This is a genomic window from Nocardia sp. JCM 38205 (assembly GCF_058222935.1).
The window spans coordinates 462,275-486,462 of sequence record NZ_JBYHFL010000001.1 but is presented as its reverse complement, the minus strand read 5'-3'; the positions used below and the strand labels follow the sequence as shown (position 1 = coordinate 486,462).

The 24,188-nt window shown below is 68.4% G+C and carries 23 protein-coding genes and 2 pseudogenes; 16 read left to right on the top strand and 9 right to left on the bottom strand.

Translation table 11 applies throughout. From position 1 onward, the window contains the following. Positions 1-2: 2 nt before the first annotated feature. Positions 3-785, bottom strand: a pseudogene (locus tag AC4HOU_RS02275) (fructosamine kinase family protein). Positions 786-839: 54 nt separating this feature from the next. On the opposite strand from AC4HOU_RS02275, the gene AC4HOU_RS02270 reads away from it, so the two are divergent. From AC4HOU_RS02270 to AC4HOU_RS02260, 3 genes are all read left to right on the top strand, one after another. Then, positions 840-1,919 (top strand): NAD(P)H-dependent amine dehydrogenase family protein, encoded by a 1,080-nt coding sequence (locus tag AC4HOU_RS02270; protein ID WP_194991565.1) that lies wholly within the window; start codon positions 840-842, stop codon positions 1,917-1,919. Continuing rightward, the gene (locus tag AC4HOU_RS02265; RefSeq protein ID WP_194991564.1) at positions 1,916-2,413 is read left to right on the top strand and encodes a carboxymuconolactone decarboxylase family protein; all 498 of its coding nucleotides are present in this window, start codon (positions 1,916-1,918) and stop codon (positions 2,411-2,413) included. Before AC4HOU_RS02270 ends, AC4HOU_RS02265 begins: the two co-directional genes overlap by 4 nt. Positions 2,414-2,637: 224 nt before the next feature. Continuing rightward, the gene (locus AC4HOU_RS02260; RefSeq protein ID WP_163810859.1) at positions 2,638-4,374 is read left to right on the top strand and encodes a BCCT family transporter; all 1,737 of its coding nucleotides are present in this window, start codon (positions 2,638-2,640) and stop codon (positions 4,372-4,374) included. Positions 4,375-4,403: 29 nt separating this feature from the next. Here the strand turns inward: AC4HOU_RS02260 and AC4HOU_RS02255 are convergent, their stop codons facing one another. Beyond that, positions 4,404-6,386, bottom strand: a complete 1,983-nt coding sequence (locus AC4HOU_RS02255) for a heavy metal translocating P-type ATPase (RefSeq protein ID WP_194991563.1) — start codon at positions 6,384-6,386, stop codon at positions 4,404-4,406. A 91-nt stretch (positions 6,387-6,477) separates the two neighbouring features. On the opposite strand from AC4HOU_RS02255, the gene AC4HOU_RS02250 reads away from it, so the two are divergent. Next, on the top strand, positions 6,478-6,834 hold the full coding sequence (locus AC4HOU_RS02250; protein ID WP_490724088.1) for an ArsR/SmtB family transcription factor: 357 nt from the start codon (positions 6,478-6,480) through the stop codon (positions 6,832-6,834). Between the two features lie 97 nt (positions 6,835-6,931). Here AC4HOU_RS02250 and AC4HOU_RS02245 read toward each other — a convergent pair whose 3' ends face one another. From AC4HOU_RS02245 to AC4HOU_RS02230, 4 genes are all read right to left on the bottom strand, one after another. Beyond that, a complete protein-coding gene (locus AC4HOU_RS02245; RefSeq protein WP_036537046.1) occupies positions 6,932-7,513 on the bottom strand; it encodes a TerD family protein in 582 nt (193 codons plus the stop codon). An 86-nt stretch (positions 7,514-7,599) separates the two neighbouring features. After that, positions 7,600-8,439, bottom strand: a complete 840-nt coding sequence (locus tag AC4HOU_RS02240; RefSeq protein ID WP_195019513.1) for an SAM-dependent methyltransferase — start codon at positions 8,437-8,439, stop codon at positions 7,600-7,602. A gap of 142 nt (positions 8,440-8,581) precedes the next feature. Beyond that, the gene (locus AC4HOU_RS02235) at positions 8,582-9,061 is read right to left on the bottom strand and encodes a pyridoxamine 5'-phosphate oxidase family protein (protein WP_163810868.1); all 480 of its coding nucleotides are present in this window, start codon (positions 9,059-9,061) and stop codon (positions 8,582-8,584) included. 55 nt (positions 9,062-9,116) lie between these two features. Beyond that, entirely contained in the window at positions 9,117-9,947 is an 831-nt protein-coding gene (locus tag AC4HOU_RS02230; RefSeq protein ID WP_163810870.1) for an SAM-dependent methyltransferase, read from the bottom strand. Between the two features lie 355 nt (positions 9,948-10,302). On the opposite strand from AC4HOU_RS02230, the gene AC4HOU_RS02225 reads away from it, so the two are divergent. Beyond that, positions 10,303-11,199 carry a Sco1979 family transcriptional regulator gene (locus AC4HOU_RS02225; protein WP_195019511.1) on the top strand — a complete coding sequence of 299 codons (897 nt, stop codon included), beginning with the start codon at positions 10,303-10,305 and terminating at the stop codon, positions 11,197-11,199. A 29-nt stretch (positions 11,200-11,228) separates the two neighbouring features. On the opposite strand, the gene AC4HOU_RS02220 is transcribed toward AC4HOU_RS02225, so the two are convergent. Beyond that, entirely contained in the window at positions 11,229-11,975 is a 747-nt protein-coding gene (locus AC4HOU_RS02220; protein ID WP_195019510.1) for a TetR/AcrR family transcriptional regulator, read from the bottom strand. A gap of 54 nt (positions 11,976-12,029) precedes the next feature. Here AC4HOU_RS02220 and AC4HOU_RS02215 point away from each other — a divergent pair, with 54 nt between their 5' ends. Both AC4HOU_RS02215 and AC4HOU_RS02210 read left to right on the top strand, forming a co-directional pair. Continuing rightward, the gene (locus AC4HOU_RS02215) at positions 12,030-13,487 is read left to right on the top strand and encodes an MFS transporter (protein WP_490724087.1); all 1,458 of its coding nucleotides are present in this window, start codon (positions 12,030-12,032) and stop codon (positions 13,485-13,487) included. Positions 13,488-13,675: 188 nt separating this feature from the next. Continuing rightward, on the top strand, positions 13,676-14,407 hold the full coding sequence (locus tag AC4HOU_RS02210; protein ID WP_195019508.1) for a GntR family transcriptional regulator: 732 nt from the start codon (positions 13,676-13,678) through the stop codon (positions 14,405-14,407). Between the two features lie 75 nt (positions 14,408-14,482). Here the strand turns inward: AC4HOU_RS02210 and AC4HOU_RS02205 are convergent, their stop codons facing one another. Then, the gene (locus tag AC4HOU_RS02205) at positions 14,483-14,953 is read right to left on the bottom strand and encodes a PTS sugar transporter subunit IIA (protein ID WP_195019507.1); all 471 of its coding nucleotides are present in this window, start codon (positions 14,951-14,953) and stop codon (positions 14,483-14,485) included. Beyond that, on the bottom strand, positions 14,950-15,249 hold the full coding sequence (locus AC4HOU_RS02200; RefSeq protein ID WP_163810881.1) for a PTS sugar transporter subunit IIB: 300 nt from the start codon (positions 15,247-15,249) through the stop codon (positions 14,950-14,952). Before AC4HOU_RS02200 ends, AC4HOU_RS02205 begins: the two co-directional genes overlap by 4 nt. Positions 15,250-15,401: 152 nt before the next feature. Between AC4HOU_RS02200 and AC4HOU_RS02195 the strand changes: the two are divergent. The 9 genes and pseudogenes from AC4HOU_RS02195 to AC4HOU_RS02155 all read left to right on the top strand — a co-directional run. Then, a pseudogene (locus tag AC4HOU_RS02195) lies at positions 15,402-16,631 on the top strand (PTS transporter subunit EIIC); the annotation flags it as partial. 337 nt (positions 16,632-16,968) lie between these two features. Continuing rightward, positions 16,969-18,204, top strand: a complete 1,236-nt coding sequence (locus AC4HOU_RS02190) for an N-acetylglucosamine-6-phosphate deacetylase (protein WP_195020775.1) — start codon at positions 16,969-16,971, stop codon at positions 18,202-18,204. After that, the gene (nagB, locus tag AC4HOU_RS02185; RefSeq protein WP_195019506.1) at positions 18,192-18,971 is read left to right on the top strand and encodes a glucosamine-6-phosphate deaminase; all 780 of its coding nucleotides are present in this window, start codon (positions 18,192-18,194) and stop codon (positions 18,969-18,971) included. Before AC4HOU_RS02190 ends, nagB begins: the two co-directional genes overlap by 13 nt. 164 nt (positions 18,972-19,135) lie before the next feature. Continuing rightward, positions 19,136-20,638, top strand: coding sequence for an AIM24 family protein (locus tag AC4HOU_RS02180; protein WP_195020774.1), 1,503 nt, complete (start codon positions 19,136-19,138; stop codon positions 20,636-20,638). A 92-nt stretch (positions 20,639-20,730) separates the two neighbouring features. Further along, positions 20,731-21,564: an alpha/beta fold hydrolase gene (locus AC4HOU_RS02175; protein ID WP_195019505.1), complete on the top strand. Its 834-nt coding sequence runs from the start codon at positions 20,731-20,733 to the stop codon at positions 21,562-21,564. Positions 21,565-21,699: 135 nt separating this feature from the next. Next, entirely contained in the window at positions 21,700-22,050 is a 351-nt protein-coding gene (locus AC4HOU_RS02170; protein WP_195019504.1) for a hypothetical protein, read from the top strand. Between the two features lie 202 nt (positions 22,051-22,252). Beyond that, complete coding sequence (locus AC4HOU_RS02165; RefSeq protein ID WP_195019503.1) at positions 22,253-22,834, top strand: PadR family transcriptional regulator; 582 nt, start codon at positions 22,253-22,255, stop codon at positions 22,832-22,834. 40 nt (positions 22,835-22,874) lie between these two features. Continuing rightward, positions 22,875-23,600: a DUF8817 family protein gene (locus tag AC4HOU_RS02160; protein ID WP_195019502.1), complete on the top strand. Its 726-nt coding sequence runs from the start codon at positions 22,875-22,877 to the stop codon at positions 23,598-23,600. Positions 23,601-23,672: 72 nt separating this feature from the next. Beyond that, positions 23,673-24,161, top strand: a complete 489-nt coding sequence (locus tag AC4HOU_RS02155; RefSeq protein ID WP_195019501.1) for a DnaJ family domain-containing protein — start codon at positions 23,673-23,675, stop codon at positions 24,159-24,161. The last annotated feature ends 27 nt before the right edge of the window (positions 24,162-24,188 follow it).

Here is a 24,188-nt window from a genome sequence, read left to right as displayed (position 1 = left end):
GCTCAGAGCCGAAGGGTTTCCACCGCCGCCTCATGCAATGCCTGTCCATAACCGGGCCCGTACCCGGCCGCATGGACGGCCAGCGGATGCAATTGATGCAGCGGCACCCGTGCCTGCCATCCATCGGCCAACCGATGCCGCGACTGGTATCCCTCGATGAGCTGCTCCAGGTAGGGGCAACCGAACAGCGCCAGCATCGCCAGATCGGTTTCCCGGTGCCCGCCGTGCGCGGCCGGATCGATCAGCACGGCCCGCTCGCCGGTCCACACGACATTGCCGTTCCACAGATCGCCGTGGATCCGCGCGGGGGAGTCGCCGTCGTCGAAGCGTCCATCGGCCACCACGGCGCAGGCCCGCTAGATGACGGTGCGCTGGGTGCGGTCCACATGGCCCGCGTCATAGGCGATGGCCAGGAACGGCACTACCCGTTCGGTGGCGTAGAACTCGCCCCACCGGTCGTGTTCGACGCTGCTCATCGGCCGCTTGCCGATGAAGATCTGCCCGGTGAAACCAGCGGGCGGACAACCGAATCCAGCACCGTCGGTGCCCGCGTCATGCATCCGCGCCAGTGCCTCGCCGAGGCGGTGGGCACAGTCCGCCGATGCCCGCCCGTGCGGCAGCCGCGCCATCTCGATATGCCCGCTGTCCACCGAGAGCACCTGGACCACCGGCGCTCCCGCGGCCTCGAGCCAGCGCAGCCCCGCCGCCTCGGCCGGATAGAAGTCCGGATGCTTCCCGGTATCGGCCTTTCGAAAGGTGGTCACGCCGCCACCGTACGACCGCATACCGCGAGCCCGGAAACGCCCTCCTGACAACCAAGCGCTTGCTAGACTCGGCCGATGATCTCCACAGCGGTGTGGGGCACCGGAAACGTCGGCCGCGCGGCCATCCGCGCCGTCGCGGCGCATCCCGGGCTGGAACTCGCCGACGTCATCGTGCACAACCCGGCCAAGGCCGGCCGGGACGCGGGGGACCTGGCCGGTCTCGACCAGGAACTCGGCGTCGCCGCCACCACCGATGTCGCCGCCGTGCTGGCCTCGAAACCACGCGCGGTGGTGTACGCCGCCTCCGGTGACATCCGCCCCGACGACGCCCTGGCCGATATCGTTGCCGCCGTCGCCGCGGGCGCGGTGGTCGTCACTCCGGCCCTCTATGCCTTCTACGACGCCCGCAACGCACCCGCCGAGCAGCGTGCGAAGGTCCTCGCCGCGATCGAATCCGGCGGCGGTTCGCTCTTCGTCTCCGGGGTCGATCCCGGGTGGGGCAACGATGTGCTGCCGCTGCTGATGAGCGGGCTCGGCACCGTCGTCGACGGCATCCGCTGCCAGGAGATCTTCGACTACTCCAGCTACGACCAGCCCGATTCGGTGCGCTACCTGGTCGGCATGGGCCAGCCGATGGATTACGCACCGCCCATGGTGGCTCCCGGCGTGCCGACGATGGTGTGGGGCGGTCAGATTCGGCTCATGGCGCGCGCGCTCGGTGTCGAACTCGACGAGATCCGCGAAACCCTCGACCGCCGCGAACTCGAGACCACGATCGGCACGGCCTCGATGGGGGAGTTCGCGGCAGGCACCCAGGGCGCGCTGCGGTTCGAGGTGCAGGGCATCGTCGCGGGGGAGCCGGCGATCGTCATCGAACACATCACCCGCATCCACCCCGGCTGCGCACCCGACTGGCCGGTCCCGCCGAACGGGTCCGGCGCGCACCGGGTCATCGTGGAAGGCCGCCCGCGTCTCGAAGTCACCATCGAGGCCACCGATGAGGACGGCAACTACGCCGCAGGCGGCAATGCCACCGCGGTCGGGCGGCTCGTCGGCGCGATCGACTGGCTCACCGAGACGAGCCCCGGACTCTACGACGCGCTCGATGTCCCGCTGCGACCGGCGGTGGGCAGGCTGGGAAGGAACCGGACATGAGGATCGACATTCCGGAGGGCAAGGACCCGATCGGCTACGTCTGGGGCGAGATGGTGCCGGGAATCGGGGTCGCCGCATCGAATTTCTCGCTCGCGGTGTATTCCCACTCCACGCTCGGGCTGGCCGAATTCGAGGCCGCGCGATTGCGCATCGCGCAGCTCAACGGCTGTCTGTTCTGCCTGGACTGGCGCACCGAACGCGACGGCCAGAAGGTCGATCCCGGTTTCCTCGACGCCGTCGCCGATTGGCGTAACACCGACGCCTTCGACGAGCGCACCCGGCTGGCCGCCGAGTACGCCGAACGCTACGCCCTCGACCACCACAACCTCGACGACGAGTTCTGGGCCCGAATGTCGGCCTGCTACAGCCAGGCCGAGATCGTCGAGCTGAGTATGAGCATCGGGTCCTGGCTGGCCTTCGGCCGGCTCAATCACGTCCTCGGACTCGACGCGGTCTGCGTGCTGCCCGGCCATTCCGCAAGCGCGACACCATGACGCGCTGAGGTTTGCTCCCGGTACGCGCGGGGTACCGAATACTCGCCCCTCGCGACGGACCGGCTCGGCCGCCGCGGCGGGTCGCAACGTGCCGGATGAGCTGCGCAGACCGCGCCGACGCAGGTGTTGTGCGTCCTGGCGCCGCGTGCACGCTGTACGGTTGCTGCGGGAAGAGAACAACCGCCTACCAGCGGTCGTTCGCGATCTGAAAGGACTCCGATTCAATGTCGATCGGCGCCGACAGGAATTCCCGGGACACCGAAGCGACGGTGCACCGGGTTGCTGGCAGATCACCGGCGAAACCAGGACTCGACCGTCTCGTCTTCGGCGTCACGGCGATCGGGTCCTTGGCGTTCGTGGCATGGGGCATCATCGACCGGACCAGCTTGGCCACCGCGGCGGGAAACGCGCAGACCTGGGTGATCAGCAATACCGGCTGGCTGTTCGTGCTCATCGCGACGGTCTTCGTGGTCTATGTGATCTGGCTGGCCGCAAGCAGATACGGCAAGATCCCGCTCGGGGCCGACGGCGAGAAACCCGAATTCCGCACCGTCTCCTGGATCGCGATGATGTTCAGCGCCGGGATGGGCATCGGCTTGATGTTCTGGGGCGTGGCCGAACCGCTGTCGCATTTCGTGAGCCCGCCGCCGGGCACGGCCGAACCGGGTAGCCCGGAGGCCGCCGAGATCGCCATGGCCACCACCCTGTTCCACTGGACCCTGCATCCCTGGGCGATCTACGCCGTCGCCGGACTGGCCATCGCCTACAGCACCTTCCGCCGCGGTCGCTCGCAGTTGATCTCCTCGGTGTTCCGCCCGATTCTCGGCCGCAGAGCCGACGGCATCGGCGGCCAGGCGATCAACATGATGGCCATTTTCGCGACCCTGTTCGGATCGGCGGCGTCGCTGGGTCTCGGTGCGCTGCAGATCGGGGCCGGGATGGAGTTCAACGGCTGGATCGACGCCATCGGCAAGGTCGGTCTCGTCGCCATCATCTGCGGTCTGACCATCGCCTTCATCTTCTCGGCCGTGTCGGGCATCGATCGTGGCATCCAATGGCTGTCCAACATCAATATGGTGCTGGCGCTTGCGGTCGCGGCATTCGTGTTCATCGCCGGACCCACGCTGGTCATGCTCAACTTCCTGCCCGCCGCCATCGGCGACTACATCGCCATGCTGCCGACCATGGCCTCGCGGACCGGTGTCGCCGGCGGCGAAGCGATGGAGACCTGGCTATCGAGCTGGACCATCTTCTACTGGGCGTGGTGGATTTCCTGGACCCCCTTCGTCGGCATGTTCATCGCGCGAATCAGTCGTGGCCGCACCATCCGTCAGTTCGTCACCGGTGTGCTGCTGGTGCCGAGCGTGGTCAGCCTGATCTGGTTCGTCATCTTCGGCGGCGCGGGCATCCAGCAGCAGAGCCAGACCAACGATCTGACCGAGGCCGACGGTTCGGTGAACGAGAACTTCGCGCTGTTCCATCTGCTCGATCACTATCCGCTGGCGTCGTTCACCGCCGGACTGGTGATGGTGCTGGTGGCGATCTTCTTCGTCTCCGGCGCCGACGCGGCCTCCATCGTGATGGGCACGCTGTCGGAGAAGGGCAGCATCGAACCCTCGCGGCCCACGGTCATCTTCTGGGGTTCGGCCACCGGCGCGGTGGCGGCCATCATGCTCGTCATCGCCGATCCCGCGAATCTGGGCGGCGCGCTGACCGGGCTGCAAGCGCTCACCACGGTGGTCTCGCTGCCGTTCATGGTGGTGATGGGCTTCATGTGCGTCTCGCTGTATCGCGATCTGCGTGCCGACCCGATCATCCAGCGCGAGGATCTCGGCGTGCAGCTGGTGGTCGACGCGGTCGTGCAGGGCACCGAGCGCCACGACGGCGAATTCGAATTGGTCACCGAGGCCGTGGTGGCGGAGGAACCCGACGATTCACCGGAAGACCGCACGGCCAGCTGACTCTCGCGTTCTTCCGGCCCGGCGGCGTCTCACGCGTTGCCGGGCCGGAGCGCGTCACGCCAGGCGCGGTCGGCCAGCAACCGCATCCCGTTCAATCCGACGATCACCGTCGACCCCTCGTGGCCGGCGACGCCGAGCGGCAAAGGCAGGGTGCCGACCAGATCCCAGGTCACCAGCGCCACGATGAAGGTGGCGGCGATGGTCAGGTTCGCGATCACGATGCGCCGGGCCCGCCGCGACAGCGTGACGATGGCGGCGACGGTGCCGAGGTCGTCGCGGACGACGACGGCATCGGCGGCCTCGACCGCCAGATCGGATCCGGTGCGGCCCATGGCGATCCCGACGTGCGCGGAAGCGAGCGCGGGCGCGTCGTTGACGCCGTCGCCGACGACCGCGACGCGGCGACCGGCCCCGACGAGCTCGCGCACCGCCGCGACCTTCTCCTCGGGTAGCACACCGGCCCGGACATCGTCGATCCCGAGGGTTGCGGCCAGTGCGGCCGCGGCACGCGGGTTGTCGCCGGTGAGAAGCACCGGCGGGTGACCGCTCAGGGCGGTCAGATCGGCGACGGCCCTGGCCGCGGCCGGTCGCGGCCGGTCGGTTACCCCGAGCACGCCGGCCGGGCGGCCGTCGACCGTGACGACCACGGCGGTCGCACCGGCGGATTCCCATTCCTCGACAAGGGCTTTCGCGGTGGACAGCGCAGTGCCGGAGCCGGTGGACGCCGGCAGCATGTCGCCGGGGCGGCCCACCTCGATGACCCGGCCGTCGACGGTGGCGCGTACGCCACGGCCGGGGCGCGAATCGAATGCCGTGACGTCGGCGAGCGGCAGTGCGCGGTCTCTTGCGGCGGTGACGATGGCGGTGGCCAGGGGATGTTCGCTGTCGCGTTCGGCGGCGGCGGCCAGGGCGAGCATCGCGTCGGGGTCGAGTTCGCTGGTGACGGACTGGACCGCGGTGACCTCTGGGCGGCCCTCGGTCAGGGTGCCGGTCTTGTCGAAGGCGACGGTGTCCACCGTGCCGAGCCGTTCCATGACCACCGCCGATTTCACCAGCACGCCGTGGCGGCTCGCGTTCGCCATGGCGGCCAGCAGCGGCGGCATGGTCGCCAGCACGATCGCGCACGGTGACGCGACGATCATGAACGTCATCGCCCGCAGCAGGGCGGGCTGGAGCGCCGAGCCCGCGGCCAGCGGTATGAACAGCACGGCGAGCGTGGCGATCACGACGCCGGTGGAGTACCACTGCTCGACCCGCTCGATGAACAGTTGGGTGCCCGCCTTGGTTTCGGACGCCTCGCGCACCATGGCCGCGATGCGCGCGATCACCGTGTCGGCCGCCGCGCGCCGCACCCGCACCCGCAACGTGCCGGTGCCGTTGATGGCGCCGGCGAAGACCTCGTCTCCCGGCCCGGCCGGCACCGGAAGCGGTTCGCCGGTGATCGAGGCCTGATCGACCTCGCTGCGCCCGGATTCGACCACGCCGTCGCCGCCGATCCGCTCACCGGGCCGGACCAGGATCAGCTGCCCTGGTACGAGGGTGTGCGCGTCGACGATCCGTTCGTCGTCGCCGTCGACGAGCGTGGCGCGGTCGGGGGCGAGATCGAGCAGCCCGCGCACGGCCTCGGCCGTGCGGTGGGTCAGCACCGCCTCCAGTGCGCCGGAGGTCGCGAAGATCACGATCAGCAGTCCGCCGTCGACGATCTGCCCGATCGCCGCGGCACCGAGCGCGGCGACGATCATGAGCAGATCCACGTCGAGGGTTCGCTCACGCAGTGCACGTAACCCTTCCAGCGCAGGCTCCCAGCCACCGGTCACGTAGCAACCCGCCAGCAGCGACCATACGAGCCAATCCGGTGCACCGGCCCATTGCGCGCAGACGCCCGCGACGAACAGCGCGGTGGCCGCCAGGGCCCAGCGCACCTCGGGCAGCGTCCAGGCCGTCCGGCGATCAGCGCGCCGCGGGGAAGACGTGGCGGCGTTGCGCCGATCCAGTAGGGCGGGGGAAACCATCGGGGAGTGCTCCGTTCGAGATCGGCGCGGCGTAGGACTACAGGAATACATGTACATGTCTTCATGTAATCCCGCAAGGTACAGTGATCTCGTGGGACACGGAGTCGAGGGCAGAACAACGCCGCCCGCCCAGCTGGATGCCGATTCGGCGGCAACGGTGGCAGCGACTCTGCAGGCCTTGGCCACACCGAGCCGGCTACGGATCCTGACCAGGCTGCGGCACGGCCCGTGCTCGGTGGGGGATCTGGTGGACGCCGTCGAGATGGAACAGTCCGCGGTTTCCCATCAGCTGCGGCTGTTGCGTGCCATGGGTTTGGTCACCGGTTCGCGGCAGGGCAGAAGCGTCATCTACCGGCTCTACGACAGTCATGTGGCGATGCTGCTGGACGAAGCCGTCTATCACATCGAGCATCTCGGGCTCGGCGTCGCCGACGACGAGACGGCCTGACCCGGACCGCTCGAGCCTGGCTCGATTGTGGCGCAACCGAATTGTCGCCGCCGCGGTACGTGGTGGCGGAACCAGGAGGCCCGCCACCACGCCTGGATCACTGAATGGCGAAGCGCAGCAGCGCCTGCTTATCGCCCTGCTTGATCTTGCCCTTGCGGTTGAGCACCTCGAGCTGCCAGCTCGCACCGGAACGGAACGCGCGCGCCACCGCGTTGGCATTGTCGGCGCCCAACAGCGACGGCCAGATATCGGCGACCTGCTGGGTGTCGCCGCCGGTCGCGTCATAGACCTTGAACGAGATATTGTTCGCCTTCTCGAAAGACGAGCCCTTCTTGAACGCGGCCGCGACGAACACGATCGAATCGATGCCGCCGGGCACATCGGCGAAGGTGACCTGAACGGTCTCGTCGTCGCCGGACGCGGCGCCGGTCTGCTCGTCACCGCTGTGCAGGACCGCACCATTGCCGAGCGGGTCGAGCGAATCCAGGCCGGCGAATCGCACCGGTTCTGCCCCCTGCATGAGAATCGCGATCAGATCCAGGTCGACGCCGCGCTTGCGCCGAGCCCACCCGAGCGCGCCGCCGCTGGCACCCGCGGACGGGTCCCAGCTCACCCCGACACTCAGTTTGGTGATGCCGCTCAGATCCGCGGCACCGTCTTCTTTCTTGAGCGTGATCATGGGCCTCAGCGTACCCACGAACGAGTCGGCAGGCAGGGCAGCGAGTTCCGCGACCATGATCGCGGAACCCGCTGTGACCGTGCGGCTCAGCGCTTGCGGCCGACCCCGCCGAGCATCACTCGTTCCTCGGGGTACGGTTCGCGGATCGCCGGGCCCATCGGCCACCACTGCTCGAGTTCGACCAGGCCCGGCTCGATCAGCTCGAGATCGTGGAAGTAGGCGGCGATCTCCTCCTTGGTGCGGTACCAGCCCGAACCGAGCCCCATCTCGGTGAACTGACGCTGCAGGCGCACGGCGAGCTCGGCGAGGTCGGAACCGTCGTTCGGGTTCCAGAAATGCGTGATGGCAACGTAGGAACCGGAGGGCAGCGCGTCGATGTACTGGCGCATGATGCCGACAGGATCGAGATCGTCGTCCACGTGATGCAGGATGCCGCACAGGATGAGACCGAGCGGCCGCTCGAGATCGAGGTGCCGGGTGACCTCCTCGTCTTTGAGCAACGTATCGGGCTGCGTCAGATCCGCCGGAACGAAATGGGTGTACTCGTTCTGTTCGAGCAGCACCCGTCCATGTGCGTTGCACACCGGATCGTTGTCGACGTAGACGACGGTCGCCTCCGGGTTCTGGCTCTGGGCGATCTCGTGCGTGTTGCCGACCGTCGGCAGGCCCGCGCCGATGTCGAGGAATTGGTCGATGCCGACCGTGCCCGCGAGGTAGCGGGTGACCCGGTGCAGCCAGCGCCGGTTCATCTTCGACACGTCGCGCTGGCGGGGCGCGGCTTGCAGGATCATGTCGAACGCGGCGCGGTCGACGTCGTAGTTGTCTTTGCCACCCAGGCTCACGTCGTAGACGCGCGCGATGCTCGCTCGGGTGGTGTCCACGCCGACCGGAACGCGAACACCGGTCTGGGGAGCGGGTTGGGACATCGAGAACCTCTCTCTGCAATAACTGTGATACGGCTCACTCAGCGTAGGGGCCGCTGAGCGTCCCGGCAATGGGTCCGGTTGCATTCGGGCGGCACGGGATTCGCCGCCGAGGGTGCTCCCGGAAAACGTGCGGTGCCGCGGGTCAGGCCGAGACGCGGTCGAGGCGTCGGCCGGGCAGCCAGCCGGCGCCGACGTGGGTGACCCGCCACCAGTCGACATGGACGAGCAGCGCTTCCACCGGGGTGGCGAAGAACGGCTCGATCATCGGTTCCTTTTGTACCAGCGCCTGGAACGTCTCGTCCCGGTCGGCGGGATCGCGCACCTCGACGGTGCCGAGGCCCTGGGCGAAGGGGTCGGTGAATCCGCCGCTGACCACCTTGATGCCGACATTGGGGTTGGCGCGCAGGGCCTCCAGCGTGCGGCCGCCCGATTCCAGGATCAGGGTGAGCCGGAACGGGTCGTCGTCGAGGTGGGTGAAGAACGCGCTCGAGCACCAGTTCACGCCGTCTTTGGACGTCGCGAGGTCGATGCTGGTGGTGGCGAGTATGCCGGCGAGCTTGTCCCGGACGTCCTGCTCGGTGATCTGTGCGTTGCCGGTGGTGGTGTCGGCGTCCGCTGACATGGCGGCCTCCTGTGATCGTGTGAATCGAATGCGAACAGTGGAACGGATGTGCGAGTTACGGTTTGCGGCCGACGCCGCCGATGATCAGGTACTCGTCCGGGACGCGCTCGCGCTCGTCGGGCCCCCAGGGCCACCAGTCGTCGAGCGGTACCAGTCCCGGTTCGAGCAGTTCCAGCCCGTCGAAGAACGGCATCAGTTCCTCGCGGGTGCGCCAGCGGCCGGTGCCGAGGCCTTCGTCGTGCAGGGCGCGTTCGGCGCGGCGGGCCAGCTGATGCAATTCGGCGTCTTCGCTGCCGGGATCGAAGAAGTGGCTGATCATGACGTAGGAGCCGGGCGCGAGCCGGTCGATGTACTGGGCCATGATGCCCGCCGGATCGCGATCGTCGTCGACGTGATGCAAAGTGCCGCATTGCATCATCAGCAGCGGCTTGCTCAGGTCGAGGTACTGGTTCACGGCCGGATGTCCGAGGACCTCATCGGGCTTGGTGAGATCGAGATCGAGGAAATGGGTGTACTCGTTGGCTTCGAGCAGTTCCTTGCCGCGGCGCACGCACACCGGGTCGTTGTCGACATAGACGACCATGACCTCCGCGCCCAGTTCCTGAGCGATCTCGTGGGTGTTCTTCTGCGTCGGTAGTCCGCTGCCGAGATCCAGGATCTGCGTCATGCCCACCTGGCTGGTCAGGTAGCGGACCACCCGTTCGAGCCAGCGCCGGTTCGCCACGCCGACCGCATTCTGGTTCGGCACAACAGTCAATAGGTGTTCGTAGACTCTACGATCGACCTCGAACCAGTCCGTACCGCCCAGTCCGTAGTCGTAGACGCGGGCAATGCTCGGCGTGTCAGGGTCGACACGCCCACCGAGATCCTCATCATCCATCGGCATCATGGGGCTCCTCTCCCATCGGCTCCCACGACTGTGACTCTACGCACCGCGCGTACGCCGCGCGCGGTATCGGGAAGAAGATATGCCGTTGTCCCGCTAGGACATCCACGCATAAAGGTCATTGGTGACGCGATCGGTCACCGCGCACCGGCGCGAGGTGCAACTCGACGACCGACCAGTCTGTGCCGAACGCGGGCACACGCGGCGCCCGGCCCCCCGCGACGATGATCGCCGACGGGTAACGGGCTCCGGTGGTTTCGCTATAGGAGCGAGTAGGATCTGCAACCGACGCGGTGGAACCGGTGGGTGTGACCGGGCAGATCGCGGTCTAACCACTATCGGCCAGAGGCGGTCCATGACCAACGACCAGGACAACAGCGACAACGTGGAACTGCTTGTGGCAGAGCGTGGTCCGACCGTGATCCGGATCGCGCTCGGCAGCAGGTTGCGTCGGCTGCGGGAAAGTTGCGGTGTCAGCAGGGAAGCGGCCGGAGACGCCATTCGCGGATCACACGCCAAGATCAGCCGGCTCGAGCTGGGACGCACCGGGTTCAAGGAACGCGATATCCGCGATCTGCTCACCCTCTACGGCGTCACCGATGACGACAAGCGCGAGCCCTACCTCGATATGGCGCGCAAGGCCAACGACCCTGGATGGTGGCAGAGCTACAGCGATCTGCTACCCGCGTGGTTCGAGACCTACGTCGGGCTCGAACAGGCGGCCACCACGATCCGCACCTACGAGGCCCAGTTCATTCCCGGCTTGTTGCAGACCGCCGACTACGCCCGCTCGGTCATCATGCTCGGCAACGACGACGAGACCGAACGCCGGGTCGCGGTCCGCATGCGCAGGCAGAAGATCCTGCACCGCAGGGCGGCACCGACCCTGTGGGCGGTCATCGACGAGAACGCCCTCCGCAGGCCCGTCGGCGGTATGAAGGTGCTGCGCGAGCAGATCCAACACCTGATCGCCATCTCCGAACTACCCAATGTGCGCATTCAGGTGCTGCCGTATTCGGCCGGTGGACATTCCGCGGCCGGCGGACCGTTCAGCATCCTGCGCTTCCCCGAGCCCGAACTACCCGACATCGTCTACACCGAACAGCTGACCAGCTCGCTCTATATGGAGAAGCGCCACGATGTGGAGCTGTACATGTCGGTGATGAATCAGCTCAGCGTGCAGGCCCTCTCGCCGGCCGAGAGCCTGCAATTCCTGTCGCAGATCCTCGCCGAGTACGCCGCGCAGGACTGACCCGCGCGCCGTCGGCGCGGCTCCCGGGATCAGCCGCGTATCTCGGAGTGGTTGTCGACAGCTGGCTCGGCGCTCGCCCCGCCGCGCAGACGTGCCTCGAGCCCGTCGAGCACCGAGATCAGGCCGAAGTCGAAGGCCACCGCGCGGGCGACGGTCGGGTCGGTCGTCACGGTGTCACGGTAATCGTCGATGAGATCGGGAAAGTCGGCGCCGTTGGCTTCCAGTACGGGCAGCACCGCCGCCGGGTCGATAGTGGCATCGCCATAGGCGTTGTTCCAGGCGATAAGGGGCAGCACCTGGCCGAGAACGAACGAGAACAGCGTCCCGGTGGCGAGATAGACGTCGTTGCCCTGGAATCCCGCGCCGACGAAGGTGCGGCGCAATCGGTCGGTCAACCGCAGCGAATTGGGGCCGATGCTGGGCAGATGGCCCAACAGCTCGGCGGCCCACGAATGGTTCATCATGGTGTCGCGCAGGCTGTAGGCGAATCCGGTCGCCACCCCGCGCCATGACGTCTGCTCCGGTTCCGGAACCTGCACCTTTCCCCAGAACTCGTCGAGGACCAGCTCGAGCAGCTCGTCCTTGTTCGCCACATACCAGTAGAGGCTGGTCGCGCCCGCGCCGAGCCGAGCGCCGAGCTTGCGCATGCTCAAGGCGGCCATCCCCTCGGCATCGAGGAGGGTGAGCGCGGCCTCCACGATCTGTTCACGGCCGAGACCCGAGGACTTGGGCTGGCGGGGTTCGCGGCTCCACACCGACTCGAACTGCTTGGTCACGGCCTCATTCTATATTCGCTCGCACACCGTTCGATTGTCTCGTACGCTGTGCGAGTGGAATCGAACGTTGTACGAGACCCGCGGCGCTGGTTGATCCTCGGGGTTCTCTGTCTGTCCTTGTTGGTGCTGATGATCGACGGCACGGTGTTGAACCTCGCGATTCCGTCGCTGATCCGGGAGCTGGGTGCCACCCCGTCGGATGTGCAGTGGATCCTGGACGCCTACGTGCTGGTTTTCGCCGGTCTGCTGCTCACCGCTGGCAGCCTCTCGGACCGGTTCGGGCGGCGCCGGATGCTCGTTCTCGGCCTTGCCGTCTTCGGGGTGGCCTCGCTGGCGGCGGTGCTGGCGACCGACCCCTGGCAGGTGATCGGGGCACGGGCGGCGATGGGCGTGGGCGGGTCGCTGCTGATGCCGTCGACGCTGTCGATCCTGATGACCACCTTCGACCAGGACGAACGGCGGCTGGCGATGGCCGCGTGGACGACGGTGTCGATGGTCGGCATCGTCGCGGGCCCGACGCTCGGCGGCTTTCTGCTCGAGCACTACTGGTGGGGTTCGGTGTTCCTGATCAACATTCCGGTGGCGATCCTGGCGATCGTGGCCGCGCTGGTGCTGATGCCGGAAACGACGGGGGAGCAGCGTCCGGTCGACCTGGTCGGGGTGCTGTTGTCGATCCTGGCGCTGGTGTCGGCGGTGTATGTGATCATCGAGCGCGAATGGAACCTGCCGGTGATCGGTCTGGCCGTGGTGGCCGCCGTCGCGTTCGTGGTGTGGGAGAGCCGGTCCGAGCATCCGATGCTACCGCTGGCGGTGTTCCGCAATCGCGATTTCACCGGCACCTGCCTGACCTTGTTGCTGATGGTCTTCGGTATGGGCGCGATCATGTTCATGCTCACCCAGTATCTGCAATTCGTGCTCGGCTACGGGCCGATGAAGGCCGGGCTGGCGCTGCTGCCGTACGCGGTGGCCGCTGCGGTGTGCAACGGGCTCGGCGCCACCCTCGGCAAGAAGTTGAGCAACAAGACCCTCATCGTGAGTGGTCTGCTGGTGATGGGCGTGGCGTTCGTGGTGCTGGCGACGGGCACCGGCTACGGCGCGGTGCTGATGAGCATGCTGACCATGGGCATCGGCGGCGGCCTCGCCGGACCGTCGGCCTACGCGGCCATCATGAGCGCCATCCCGCTCGAACACGCGGGTGTCGGGTCGGCCATGAACGACACCTTGCAGCAGGTGGGAATGGCGATCAGTATCGCGGTGCTCGGCAGCGTGCTCGCCGGGGTGTTCACCGCGAACATGCCGTCCGACGCGCCGGAGCCGGCCCGCGAATCCATCGGTGCCGCTTTCGAACTCGGCTACACCGAACCGGCGAAGCTGGCCTTCACCGAGGCGATGTCGACCGGGGCGTGGATCAGCGCGGGCTTCAGCGTCGCGGCCGCCGTGCTCGGCCTGGTGCTGCTGCGTGCCCGGCCACCGCAGGCGGTGGCACCGGAGCCGGTCGCGGTGCAGAGCTGAACGCTGGGCGGGTGCGTGCCGTCGCTGCCGCGCACCCGCCCACTGCGGCCCCGAATTCGGCTGCCGCGCACCCGCGCGCAGCGGTCGGGCGCTCAGGGCGAGGAGTATCCTCGGAGACCGGACCGTACCGGTAGGGACCTTCGGTCCCCTGCGAGAGTGGATCTGCGGTCCCCGACGAAGGAGCCGCTGTGATGCCTGTGCCGCTGCGTGACAGCGCGATTCCCAAACATGAACAGCTGCGCGCCATCCTGCTGCACAAGTGCACCCGCGAACTGCAGCCGGGCGATCTGCTGACCAGTGAACGCAATCTGATGCAGGACTACGGCGTCAGTCGGATCACCGTGCGCGAGGCGATCGGCCAGCTGGTCAACGAAGGTCATCTGATACGGGTGCGCGGCAAGGGGACCTTCGTCGCGCATCGGCCCGTCCAGTCGCGGCTGCATCTGGCGTCGTTCACCGAGGAGATGCGCGCCCAGGGACACCATCCGACGACGGTGGTCCTGATCGCCGAGGAAGATGCGGTGCCCGAGGCTTCGGCGCGGGCACTCGGCCTGGGCGAGGGTGCGCGCGGCTATCACATCAAGCGGCTGCGCCTGGCCGACGGTGAGCCGGTGAGCGTGGACGACGGCTGGTTCCATGCCGAGCTGCTGCCGGGGTTGATCGAGGTGGATCTGACCGCCTCCATTTATCAGACCTGCGCCGAACGCTACGGACGCCCGATCGAACGCGCCACCCAGACCGTCGACGCCACCGCCGCCGACGCGGGCATCGCCGCACTGCTCGGTGTGAAAAGGAATGCGCCGGTGCTGCATTTCGACCGCACATCGTTCAGCGCTGGGGTCGCGGTCGAGCACACGCAGAGCTGGTACCGCTCGGATCGCTACCGGTTGCAGATGGAGGTCGGACAGGAGCGCACCTGACCGTTCAGGGGGGTGCCGCACGGCAACCGGGTGCGACGGGGGCCGACCCGGGCCGCAGGCCTCCGCCGCGGTGCGTCAGCGCGGTTCGGGAGTCCAATCGAACAGCGTCGCACCGGTGTCCACCTGAGTCCCGAGGGTGCCGGGGTCGACGGAATCCCGCGCCGAATCCATCACCACGATCGGGCAGAGGGCCGAATATCCGGTGCCGTCGATCTCGGTCGGATCGAATCGCACGATCGGTGTGCCGGCGTCGACGTGATCGCCTTCCGCGGCGAGCAGGGCGAACCCGGCCCCCGCGAGCTTCACCGTGTCGATCCCCAGGTGTGTGAGCACTCCGGCACCGTCGGCACCGAGGACGATGAACGCGTGCGGATGCAGTTTCACGATCGTGCCCGCGATCGGCGCACGGACGTCGAGAGCGCCGCGATCACGGGCCGGGTCGATGGCCACACCCGAGCCGACCAGCTGACCGGCGAACACCGGATCGGGCACGTCGGCAAGGGCGAGGACCCGCCCGGGAAGTGGGGCCAGGATTCGTACCGTCACAGCAGGTCCTCGATGTCTTCGGCCAGCGTATCGGCCACCGGCCCCACCACGACCTGCACGACCGAACCGGACCTGAGCACGCCGTGCGCGCCTGCCGCTGTGAGCGCCGCCTCGTCCACCAGGCTGCCGTCCTTGACCTCGGTGCGCAGCCGGGTGATGCAGGCTTCGATCTCGACGATATTGTCGGCGCCGCCGAGGCCGCTGATGATGGCGTCCGCTGTGGACATGTGTTCTCCCTCGTTGGCTTTCCCGTGCCGGCGCCGGGTGTTACCTGGATCATAAGGACCGATTGACATCGGGCCACTACCTGGTCAAACTGACAACTGGTTATGACCGGACATTACCCGTCGGACGCCCGGCCCGCCCCAGTTTCCGCCGGATCCGCGAGCGTGCCTCCGGTGGCTCCAGCACGGCGTAGCGCCGCGTTCCGGCGACGAAGAAGGTCGAGATGACGGTCGTAGACAGCCCGAACAAGGAATCGGCGGCACTCGCCGGTTGGCAGCGCCTCGGACGCAGCCTCATGTTGCCGATCGCGGTGCTGCCCGCCGCGGGCATCCTGCTGCGACTCGGCCAGGACGATCTGCTGGGCCGGTTCTCGGCACTCGACAGCGCCGCGAGCGTGGTCTCGGCCGCCGGGCAGGCCGTATTCACGTGGCTGCCATTGATTTTCGCGGTCGGTATCGCCATCGGATGGGCGCGGAAATCCGACGGCTCGACCGCGCTGGCCGCCGTCGTCGGCTACATGGTGGTCGACGGCGTCTTCGAGGCGATGTCACCGATCGTGCTCGAGGGGGAGACCGATCCGAAGGGCGGCCAGGCGATGATCGATTACGGCGTGCTCGCCGGCATCGTGATGGGTGTGCTCTCGGCGCTGCTGTGGCAGCGGTTCTATCGCACCAAGCTGCCCGACTACCTCGGGTTCTTCAACGGACGGCGGTTGGTGCCGATCCTCACCGCCGTCACCGGTCTGGCGATCGGCGTGCTCATGGCCTTCGCCTACCCGCTCTTCAATGCGGGGCTCACCTGGGTCGGCGAGACCGTCGCGGAGAACTCCGTGGTGGGCGGCGGGATCTACGGCACCGCCAACCGGTTGCTGATTCCGACCGGACTGCACCACATCCTCAATACGACCGTGTGGTTCTTGATCGGCGACTACGAGAACGCGCAGGGTCAGATCGTGCGCGGTGACCTCAACCGCTTCTTCGCCGGCGATCCGACCGCAGGCACCTTCATGACCGGCTTCTTCCCGATCATGATGTTCGCACTACCCGCGGCGGCCCTGGCCATCTGGCGCAACGCGCGCCCCTCGCAACGCAAGCTCGTCGGCGGGATCATGCTCTCCACCGCGCTGACGGCGTTCCTCACCGGGATCACCGAACCGCTGGAATTCTCCTTCATGTTCGTGGCGTGGCCGCTGTATGTGGTGCACGCGATCCTGACCGGTACCTCGCACGCGCTGGTCAACGCTCTCGGCATCCACGACGGCTTCACCTTCTCGGCAGGATTCATCGACTACGCCCTGAACTTCGGCAAGGCCACCGACGCCTGGCTGCTGATCCCCATCGGCATCGGCTACGCGGTGCTCTACTACCTGCTGTTCAGCTTCGTGATCAAGAAATGGAACCTGCGCACCCCTGGCCGCGAAGCCGATACCGATGCCGAAATCCGCGGCGCCGGAACCGGATCGGATCAACGTCTGCCCGGTGCGACGCGCGAGCCACGCGCCACCGAGACCGATGCGCCGGCTGAAGGCGAGTCCGGCGCCGCGGACAGCGACACGCGCGGGGCGGAGGTCGGGACCGGCACCGCGCAGATCCGGACCGGCAGGAGCGAGACGGTGGAGCCTGCCGAGGACGCGCCGTCGGAGGCGCGGATCGACGCCGATAACCCGAGCAAGGGCGAAGATCGGTGATCATGACCGAACCCGCTGCCGGCGCCGGGACGACGACCGCCTGCCCCGTCATGGTGGCCGGAGCGCCCGTGTCGCGGTCATCGGCGGGAGCGTGCGGGCGGTGCTGAGCGTCGGTGGCGCGGCCCGTGGTGGCTCGCCGACCCTGTTGCGCGGGAGGGTGGTCGGCGCGGTGGCCGCAGCCGGGGACAGCGATATCGCCGACGGCGTCGTCGCGATCGACGGTGCGCGGATCTCCTGGGTGGGGCCGGCGGCAGCGTATCCGGGTCGCACCCCGTTACCGCCGCCCGGCGACTCGATCCTGTTGCCCGGCCTGATCGATCTGCACTGTCACGGGGGCGCCGGTGCCGGATTCCCCGACTCCGATGCGGGCGGAGCGCGCCGTGCGGTGGCCCACCATCGTGCGCACGGAACCACCGCGCTGCTGGGCAGTCTGGTGTCCGCCCCGCCGGCGGATCTGCTGCGGCAGGCAGCGGTCCTGGCCGACCTGGTGGAGCGCGGCGAGTTGCTCGGCATTCATCTGGAGGGCCCGTTTCTGAGCCGGGCCCGGTGCGGCGCACAGGATCCGGCCGCGATCATTCCGGGCGACCCGGAACTGTTCGAGCGGATCTGTCTGGCCGCGCGCGGTACTGTCCGCTCGATGACCGTCGCCCCGGAAACGTTGAACTTCACCGGGCTGCTCGCCGCCATGCGCGAGCACCATGTGCTGCCGAGCCTCGGCCACACCGATGCCGACGCGGCCACCACCGCTGCCCGCATCGCCGACGCCGCCGGCGCGCCGCTGACCGCGACGCACCTGTTCAATGGGATGCCGCCACTGCACCATCGGGCGCCGGGACCGGCGGCCGCCTTCCTGGCCGCTGCCGGACGCGGCGAGCTCGTCGTCGAACTGATCGCCGACGGCGTGCACCTGGCACCGGACACCGTCGCCATGGTCTTCGACACCGTCGGCCCCGACCGGATCGCTCTGGTCAGCGATGCGATGGCCGCGGCGGGGATGGGCGACGGCGATTACCGGCTCGGCCCATTGCGGGTGCGCGTGGAGCAGGCGGTGGCGCGGGTGGTCGTCGCCGAGGACGCCGCGGGCCCGATCGCCGGCGGCACCATGCGGCTGCTCGACGTGGTGCGCCACACCGTCGACGCGGCCGGTGTGCCACTGACGGATGCCGTGGCTGCGGCCACCCGCACTCCGGCGACGGTGCTCGGCCTCGAGCACGAACGCGGCGTACTCGCCCCCGGCTACCGCGCCGACGTGATCGTCACCGACCCCACTGTGCGCGTGCGCCACGTCTACACCGCGGGCGTTCGGGCCGAGACGGAAGGAACCGCATGGAAATCGTGATCCGCGACGACGAACAGCAGGTCGCGACGACGGTTGCCGATATCGTCGAAGGCTATGTGCGCCGCGGTGCGGCGACCCTCGGTCTCGCCACCGGATCCTCGCCGCTGAGCAGCTACCGTGAACTCGCCCGGCGTCATCGCGAACACGGCCTGGATTTCTCGGCGTGCACCGCCTTCCTGCTCGACGAATACGTCGGTCTGCCGAAAGATCATCCGCAGTCCTATTTCTCGGTGATCCGCGCCGAGTTCACCGACCACGTGAACCTCGATCCGGCGCGCGTGTTCGGTCCGGACGGGGAAGCCGCCGATACCGGGGCCGAAGCACAACGCTACGACGCCGCCATCGCCGCCTGCGGAGGCGTCGATGTGCAGCTGCTCGGCATCGGCACCGACGGCCATATCGGGTTCAACGAACCCAGCTCCGCGCTGACCTCACGCACCCGGGTCAAAACCCTGACCGCCCAGACCCGCCGCGATAACGCGCGCTTCTTCGACGGCGCCGACGCGGTGCCACGACATGTGCTGACCCAGGGGCTCGGCACGATCGGCGAGGCACGCCATCTGGTGATGATCGCCGTCGGCGCACGGAAGGCCGACGCCATCGCGGCCGCGGTGGAGGGCCCGCTGACCGCGTTCTGCCCGGCCTCGATCATGCAGTGGCATCGCCACGTCACGGTGGTCGTCGACGAGGCCGCCGCGGGCGCGTTGCGTCTGGCCGATTACTACCGCTACGCCCTCGAACACAAGCCGAGCTGGCAGAGCTTCTGAGGAGCTCGGCGCGGGCCGCCGGACCGGAAGTGGCGGATGCAGCCCGGGCGCGGCACACTCGACGCCGTGAAACGCATGTCATTCGCAGGGCGCGGCCGTGATCGAGGTGATCGGCGGTGAACGCGCTCGCGCGGGGTGAGAACCGTCCGGCGCCGGCGGATCGGATGACGGTGACCGTGAGCTGCTCGACGCCGGTCGACGTCTCGGCGCTGCTGCTCGGCACGGACGGCAAGGTCCGTGCCGACGGCGACTTCGTCTTCTTCAATCAGCCCGTCGGCCCCGGCGTCGTCTACCGGCACGGCCGCGGCGCGGGCGATATGGTCGATGTGCAGACCAGTGCGCTGCCCGCCGACGTCGACCGCGTCGTCGTCACCGCCAGTCTGGACGGATCCGGCCCGGCCACCTTCGCTGCCGCCGGTTCGCTGGTCGCGACCATCGCCTCCGATGCGGGCACCCTCACGTTCCCGGTCTCCGGGCTGACCACCGAATCGGCCGTGGTGTGCGTGGAGATCTATCGCCGCGGTGGCGGCTGGAAGGTTCGCGCGGTCGGCCAGGGCTACGACAACGGCCTGGCGGGCATCGCGACCGCCTTCGGCGTGAACGTCGACGACGAGCCCGCCCCCGCGCCGGCTCCGAGCGCCGACCCGCGGACCGTCCAGACGATGGTCGCGCCGTCGCGCACCGACCCGACCGTGGTCGCGCAGCCGTATCCACCCGCGCCTGCCTACCCGCCCGCTGCGCCCTATCCGGGTGGTCAGCCGCCCACCGCGCACCCGCACCAGCCCGCGCCGCCCTACCCACCCGCGCCGTCGTATCCGCCGGCGCCCGCGTATCCCGCTGAGCCGCAGCCCTATTCGGCGCCTGCTCAGCAGCCGCCCACCGCCCATCCGGTTCCGTCCACGTTCTCGTCCCAGCAAGGAGCGCTGCCGATGCACAGCGATCTGTTCGATCCGCGCCACGCCGAGGTTTCCGGTGTCGGTATCCAGAAACAGGGCGGCAAGATGATCAAGGTCGCCGTCAACGGTGAGGTCATGGCGCGGGCCGGGTCGATGGTGGCCTACCAGGGGGAGTTGCAGTTCCAGGCGCTCGGTTCCGGCGGCATCGGACGCGCCATCCAGCAGCGACTCACCGGTGAAGGTGTGCCGCTGATGAAGGTGACGGGGCGCGGCGACCTGTTCCTGGCCAACAGCGCCGCCGACGTGCACACCATCGATCTCGACGGCACCGACGGCCTCACCATCAACGGCGCCAATGTGCTGGCCTTCGACTCGACCCTGACCTACAACATCGGCCGGGTGCAGGGCGCCGCGGGCGTGGCAAGCAACGCCGGACTGTTCAACTGCGTATTCACCGGACGCGGCCGGATCGCCATCACCAGTCACGGGGCGCCGGTGGTGCTCAACGTCGACCAGCCGACCTACGCCGACCCGCAGGCCGCGGTCGCGTGGTCGTCGAGCCTGCAGACCGGCATCAAACGCAACGATTCCTTCGGCCTCGGCCGGCTCATGGGCCGCAGCACCGGCGAGGGCACGACACTGGCGTTCTCCGGCCGCGGATTCGTCATCGTGCAGCCCTCGGAACTGCCGCCGGGCGGGCTGCTCGACGGTACCGGCGGCGGCCAGGAAGCCGGGCACAGCGGTGGCATGTTCGGCGGGCTGCTCGGCTGACCGCCGGGCGCGCATGACCTCCGAGGTCATCGCCATCACGACCCGCCGCGATTAGCGTCGAGACCGTTGGCGGTTCGACGATGGGAGCGGTGATGGGCAGACGCGGTGAGCAGGTCGCGGTGACCGAGGGTGTGCTGCGGCACGGAATGCCCTACCTCGCGTTCGGCAGCGGGCAACCGCTGGTCTTCCTGCGCTGGTTCAGTCCCGACCACGCCAACCCGACGGGGTGGATGCGCTCATCGGAACTGAAGAAGCTGTCCGGGTTGGCTCGCCATTTCCGGGTGTACGCCGTGGGCCGGGCGCCGGGAACGCCCGCCGGTGCCACCATGGCCGATCTCGCCGCCGAACACGCCGACGCGTTGCGCACCGAGTTCGGCGGGCCGGTCGATGTGCTCGGGGTGTCGTCCGGTGGTTCGATCGCCTTGCAACTGGCCGCCGATCATCCCGAGGTGGTGCGCACGCTGATCGTCGCGTCGGCGGCGTGCCGGCTGGATCCGGCGCTGCGGATCGGGCAGCGGCGCTACGCGGAGGCGGTGCTGGCGGGTAGGCGGGGGCTGCATCACCTGGCGGTGGTCAGCGTCGGGAATCCGGTGGGAGCGCGACTGGCCGGGGCCGCGATGTGGTTGCTGGATCCGATGATGCGTCCGAAGGTGCCCGCCGACACCTATCGCTTCCTGCTCGCCGAAGACGGATTCGATGTCACCGCACGCCTCGGCGAGATCACCGTGCCGACGTTGATCATCGGCGGTGAACGCGACGCCTCCTATAGCGCCGCGACCTTCCGGCGCACCGCCGACGGCATCCCCGGCGGGCGGCTCATCCTGTATCCGGGCACCAGTCACATGGGCGTGTTGACCCATCCGGATTTCGTCGACGACGTCGTCGATTTCGTCGACCGGAACCCGGCGCCCCGACAGCGACGGTGACTGAACACTCACCCTCGCGGTGACCGGGGCGGATCAGCAAACCTGAGAGAACTCATAGCTTTGCCACAGGCTACGACCAGGCGTGACCGGCATCCTGAACCGAGCAGACACTCTCGGTGATAGTGGAGGTGCACGATGGTCGAGCTCGAGGTCACAGGTACCACGGTGACGGTTCATGTGCTCGGAGCGCACCGCCTGCTGTCGCTGCGCGACCAGATCCGGTTCGATCTGGCCTCGGTCACCGCGGTAGCTCCCGCCGAAATCGACCGCCGCCCGCCCTGGGTCCGCGCGCCCGGCACCTTCTTCCCCGGCGTGATCGCGGCGGGCACCTTCCGCGGTAAGGGCCGCAAGGAGTTCTGGGACACCGCCTTCGACGGCCGCGGCGTCCGCATCGATCTCACCGGCGCCGACTTCACCCGTCTGGTCGTCGATGTCGCGAACCCGGACGAGGTCATGCGCCTGTTGGCGACAGCGGCCGCCGCCTGAGAAGGGTTCACCCACCGCGTTCTCGCGGAGCGGCGGGCCTGCTGTACGACACCCGCCTGGCGTCCTGGTTCAGCGGCTTTGTTTCCCGATATCGGCCCGTCGCGCCATGTCTCCAGAACTAGCCAAATTTGGCTAATGCCGAATCCGGCGTTACGCTGGACTCTGTTAGCCAAATTTGGCTAGTCATTTCAGGTGGTGTGCGGTGAAGCCTGTTCAGCTACTGGTCCTCGGTGCGCTACGCCGAAGGGGGCGCGCGCACGGGTATCAGATTCGCGCGGATCTCGAATCCTGGGGCGCGCACGAATGGTCGACAGCCACTTCGGGTTCGGTGTATCACGCGCTCAAGAGCATGGCCGCCAAGCAACTGCTGACCGTGCACGAGAGCGCGGCCTCGGAGGCCGGGGGACCGCCGCGGATCGAATACGAGCTGACCGCCGATGGCGAGCGTGAGTATTTCGCACTGCTGCGCCGAGCGCTGTCGGACCGCGAGCCCGGCCTGGACGTGCTCGGTGCCGCCGTCGGCCTGATCGACGACCTGCCCCGCGACGAAGCCCTGGAGATGCTGCACCGGCGCGCCGCCGCGATGGACGAGTGGCGCCGCAGCATCACCGAACACCTGCCACCCGATACCGACCTCGACAGCTGGGGGCCGGTAGGCGAGGTCACCGCCTTGTGGCTGTCGACGGCCGACGCCGGCGCCGGGTGGACCCGGCGACTGATACGCCGGCTGGAGAACGGCGATTTCACCATGGCCGGCGAGACGCCGGTGCGACCGAGCCGCTAGCGGCCCACGCCAATTCCCCTCCTCGCGACAAGGACACATCATGGCCGATGAGATCACCGTGCCGCTGCTGCCCTGCCGGTCCATCGACGAGATGGCCGAGTTCTACACGATGCTCGGCTTCACCCGCACCTACTACCAGACCCGGCCGAACCCGTACGTGTCGCTCGCGCGCGAGGATATGCGGCTGGACTTCTTCGGTATGCCGGATTTCGATCCCGCGGATTCCTACGGGACCTGCCTGGTGATCGTGCCCGATACCAGGGATCTGTTCGATGCCTTCGCCGCGGGTATGCGGGCGGTGCACGGCAAACTGCTGGTCTCCGGTATCCCGCGGATGACGCGGCCGCGCAAGCGCAAGAACGCCGAGAACCATTCGGGCTTCACCGTCATCGATCCCGGCGGCAACTGGATCAGGATCGTCGCCGCCGCACCCGAGGCCGAGCGGGCCGCCGGCGGGAAACTGTCGGTGACCCTGGCCCGCGCGGTCGTGATGGGTGATTCCCATGGCAAACATGTGCGAGCGGCCCAGATCCTGGACGCGGCGCTGGAACGGGACAGGGCCACCGCGACGGCCGCAGAACTGGTCGAGGCCCTGGCCTACCGCGCCGAACTCGCGATCCGGGCCGACGACACCGCGGCAGCCGTCGCCGCGCTGACCCGGGCCCGGGCGATCCCGCTCACCGAGGCCGACCGCGGCGCGCTCACCGAATCGCTGGCCGCCCTCGACGACATCGAGCTCGGCCTGCGCGCTACCCCGCAGCCCTGACCGACGCCGGAACGGACCAACCGGTGTGCCGGACCGCCGATCGGGCGACCGACGATTCCGTAGTATCGGGGCATGACCGAGCGCAAGCCGCCCGATCTGACCTTCGAGTCCTGGATCGACAAGCAGGTGCGTGAAGCCACCGAACGCGGTGAGTTCGCGAACCTGGCCGGTGCGGGTCGACCGATTCCCGGTGCGGGCACCGGAGTGGACGAGAACTGGTGGCTGCGCGACTATCTGCGCCGCGAGGGCGTCCGCGCGGACGGCATGCTGCCGGAATCGCTGGTGCTGCGCCGCGAGATCGAGCAGATCCGCGAGACCGTGCGGGAATTCGAGACCGAACGAGAGGTGCGTAGGGCGGTCTCCGAACTGAACCAGCGCATCGTGCGCTGGATACGCATGCCCACCCCGCCGCATGTGCCGATCGCCCCGGTCGACGCCGACGCCGTGCTCGACCGGTGGCGGGCCGAACGCACGCCAACGCCACCGGCGCGGGCTCGCCGGATGGATGAATCCGGCCCACGAACGTCCGGCCGGCGGCGGTGGTGGCAGCGCCGGCGTTGAGTCACCGGCGAGGATGAAGCCGGGCGC

What these genes read in the sequence shown, in the direction of transcription:
- AC4HOU_RS02170 (WP_195019504.1), top strand. Translation starts at nt 21,700, where the DNA reads ATGGTCGAGCTCGAGGTCACAGGTACCACGGTGACGGTTCATGTGCTC.
- AC4HOU_RS02180 (WP_195020774.1), top strand. Translation starts at nt 19,136, where the DNA reads ATGACGGTGACCGTGAGCTGCTCGACGCCGGTCGACGTCTCGGCGCTG.
- AC4HOU_RS02160 (WP_195019502.1), top strand. Translation starts at nt 22,875, where the DNA reads ATGGCCGATGAGATCACCGTGCCGCTGCTGCCCTGCCGGTCCATCGAC.
- AC4HOU_RS02230 (WP_163810870.1), bottom strand. Translation starts at nt 9,947, where the DNA reads ATGCCGATGGATGATGAGGATCTCGGTGGGCGTGTCGACCCTGACACG.
- nagB (WP_195019506.1), top strand. Translation starts at nt 18,192, where the DNA reads ATGGAAATCGTGATCCGCGACGACGAACAGCAGGTCGCGACGACGGTT.
- AC4HOU_RS02240 (WP_195019513.1), bottom strand. Translation starts at nt 8,439, where the DNA reads ATGTCCCAACCCGCTCCCCAGACCGGTGTTCGCGTTCCGGTCGGCGTG.
- AC4HOU_RS02270 (WP_194991565.1), top strand. Translation starts at nt 840, where the DNA reads ATGATCTCCACAGCGGTGTGGGGCACCGGAAACGTCGGCCGCGCGGCC.
- AC4HOU_RS02175 (WP_195019505.1), top strand. Translation starts at nt 20,731, where the DNA reads ATGGGCAGACGCGGTGAGCAGGTCGCGGTGACCGAGGGTGTGCTGCGG.
- AC4HOU_RS02235 (WP_163810868.1), bottom strand. Translation starts at nt 9,061, where the DNA reads ATGTCAGCGGACGCCGACACCACCACCGGCAACGCACAGATCACCGAG.
- AC4HOU_RS02255 (WP_194991563.1), bottom strand. Translation starts at nt 6,386, where the DNA reads ATGGTTTCCCCCGCCCTACTGGATCGGCGCAACGCCGCCACGTCTTCC.
- AC4HOU_RS02260 (WP_163810859.1), top strand. Translation starts at nt 2,638, where the DNA reads ATGTCGATCGGCGCCGACAGGAATTCCCGGGACACCGAAGCGACGGTG.
- AC4HOU_RS02200 (WP_163810881.1), bottom strand. Translation starts at nt 15,249, where the DNA reads ATGTCAATCGGTCCTTATGATCCAGGTAACACCCGGCGCCGGCACGGG.
- AC4HOU_RS02265 (WP_194991564.1), top strand. Translation starts at nt 1,916, where the DNA reads ATGAGGATCGACATTCCGGAGGGCAAGGACCCGATCGGCTACGTCTGG.
- AC4HOU_RS02225 (WP_195019511.1), top strand. Translation starts at nt 10,303, where the DNA reads ATGACCAACGACCAGGACAACAGCGACAACGTGGAACTGCTTGTGGCA.
- AC4HOU_RS02155 (WP_195019501.1), top strand. Translation starts at nt 23,673, where the DNA reads ATGACCGAGCGCAAGCCGCCCGATCTGACCTTCGAGTCCTGGATCGAC.
- AC4HOU_RS02245 (WP_036537046.1), bottom strand. Translation starts at nt 7,513, where the DNA reads ATGATCACGCTCAAGAAAGAAGACGGTGCCGCGGATCTGAGCGGCATC.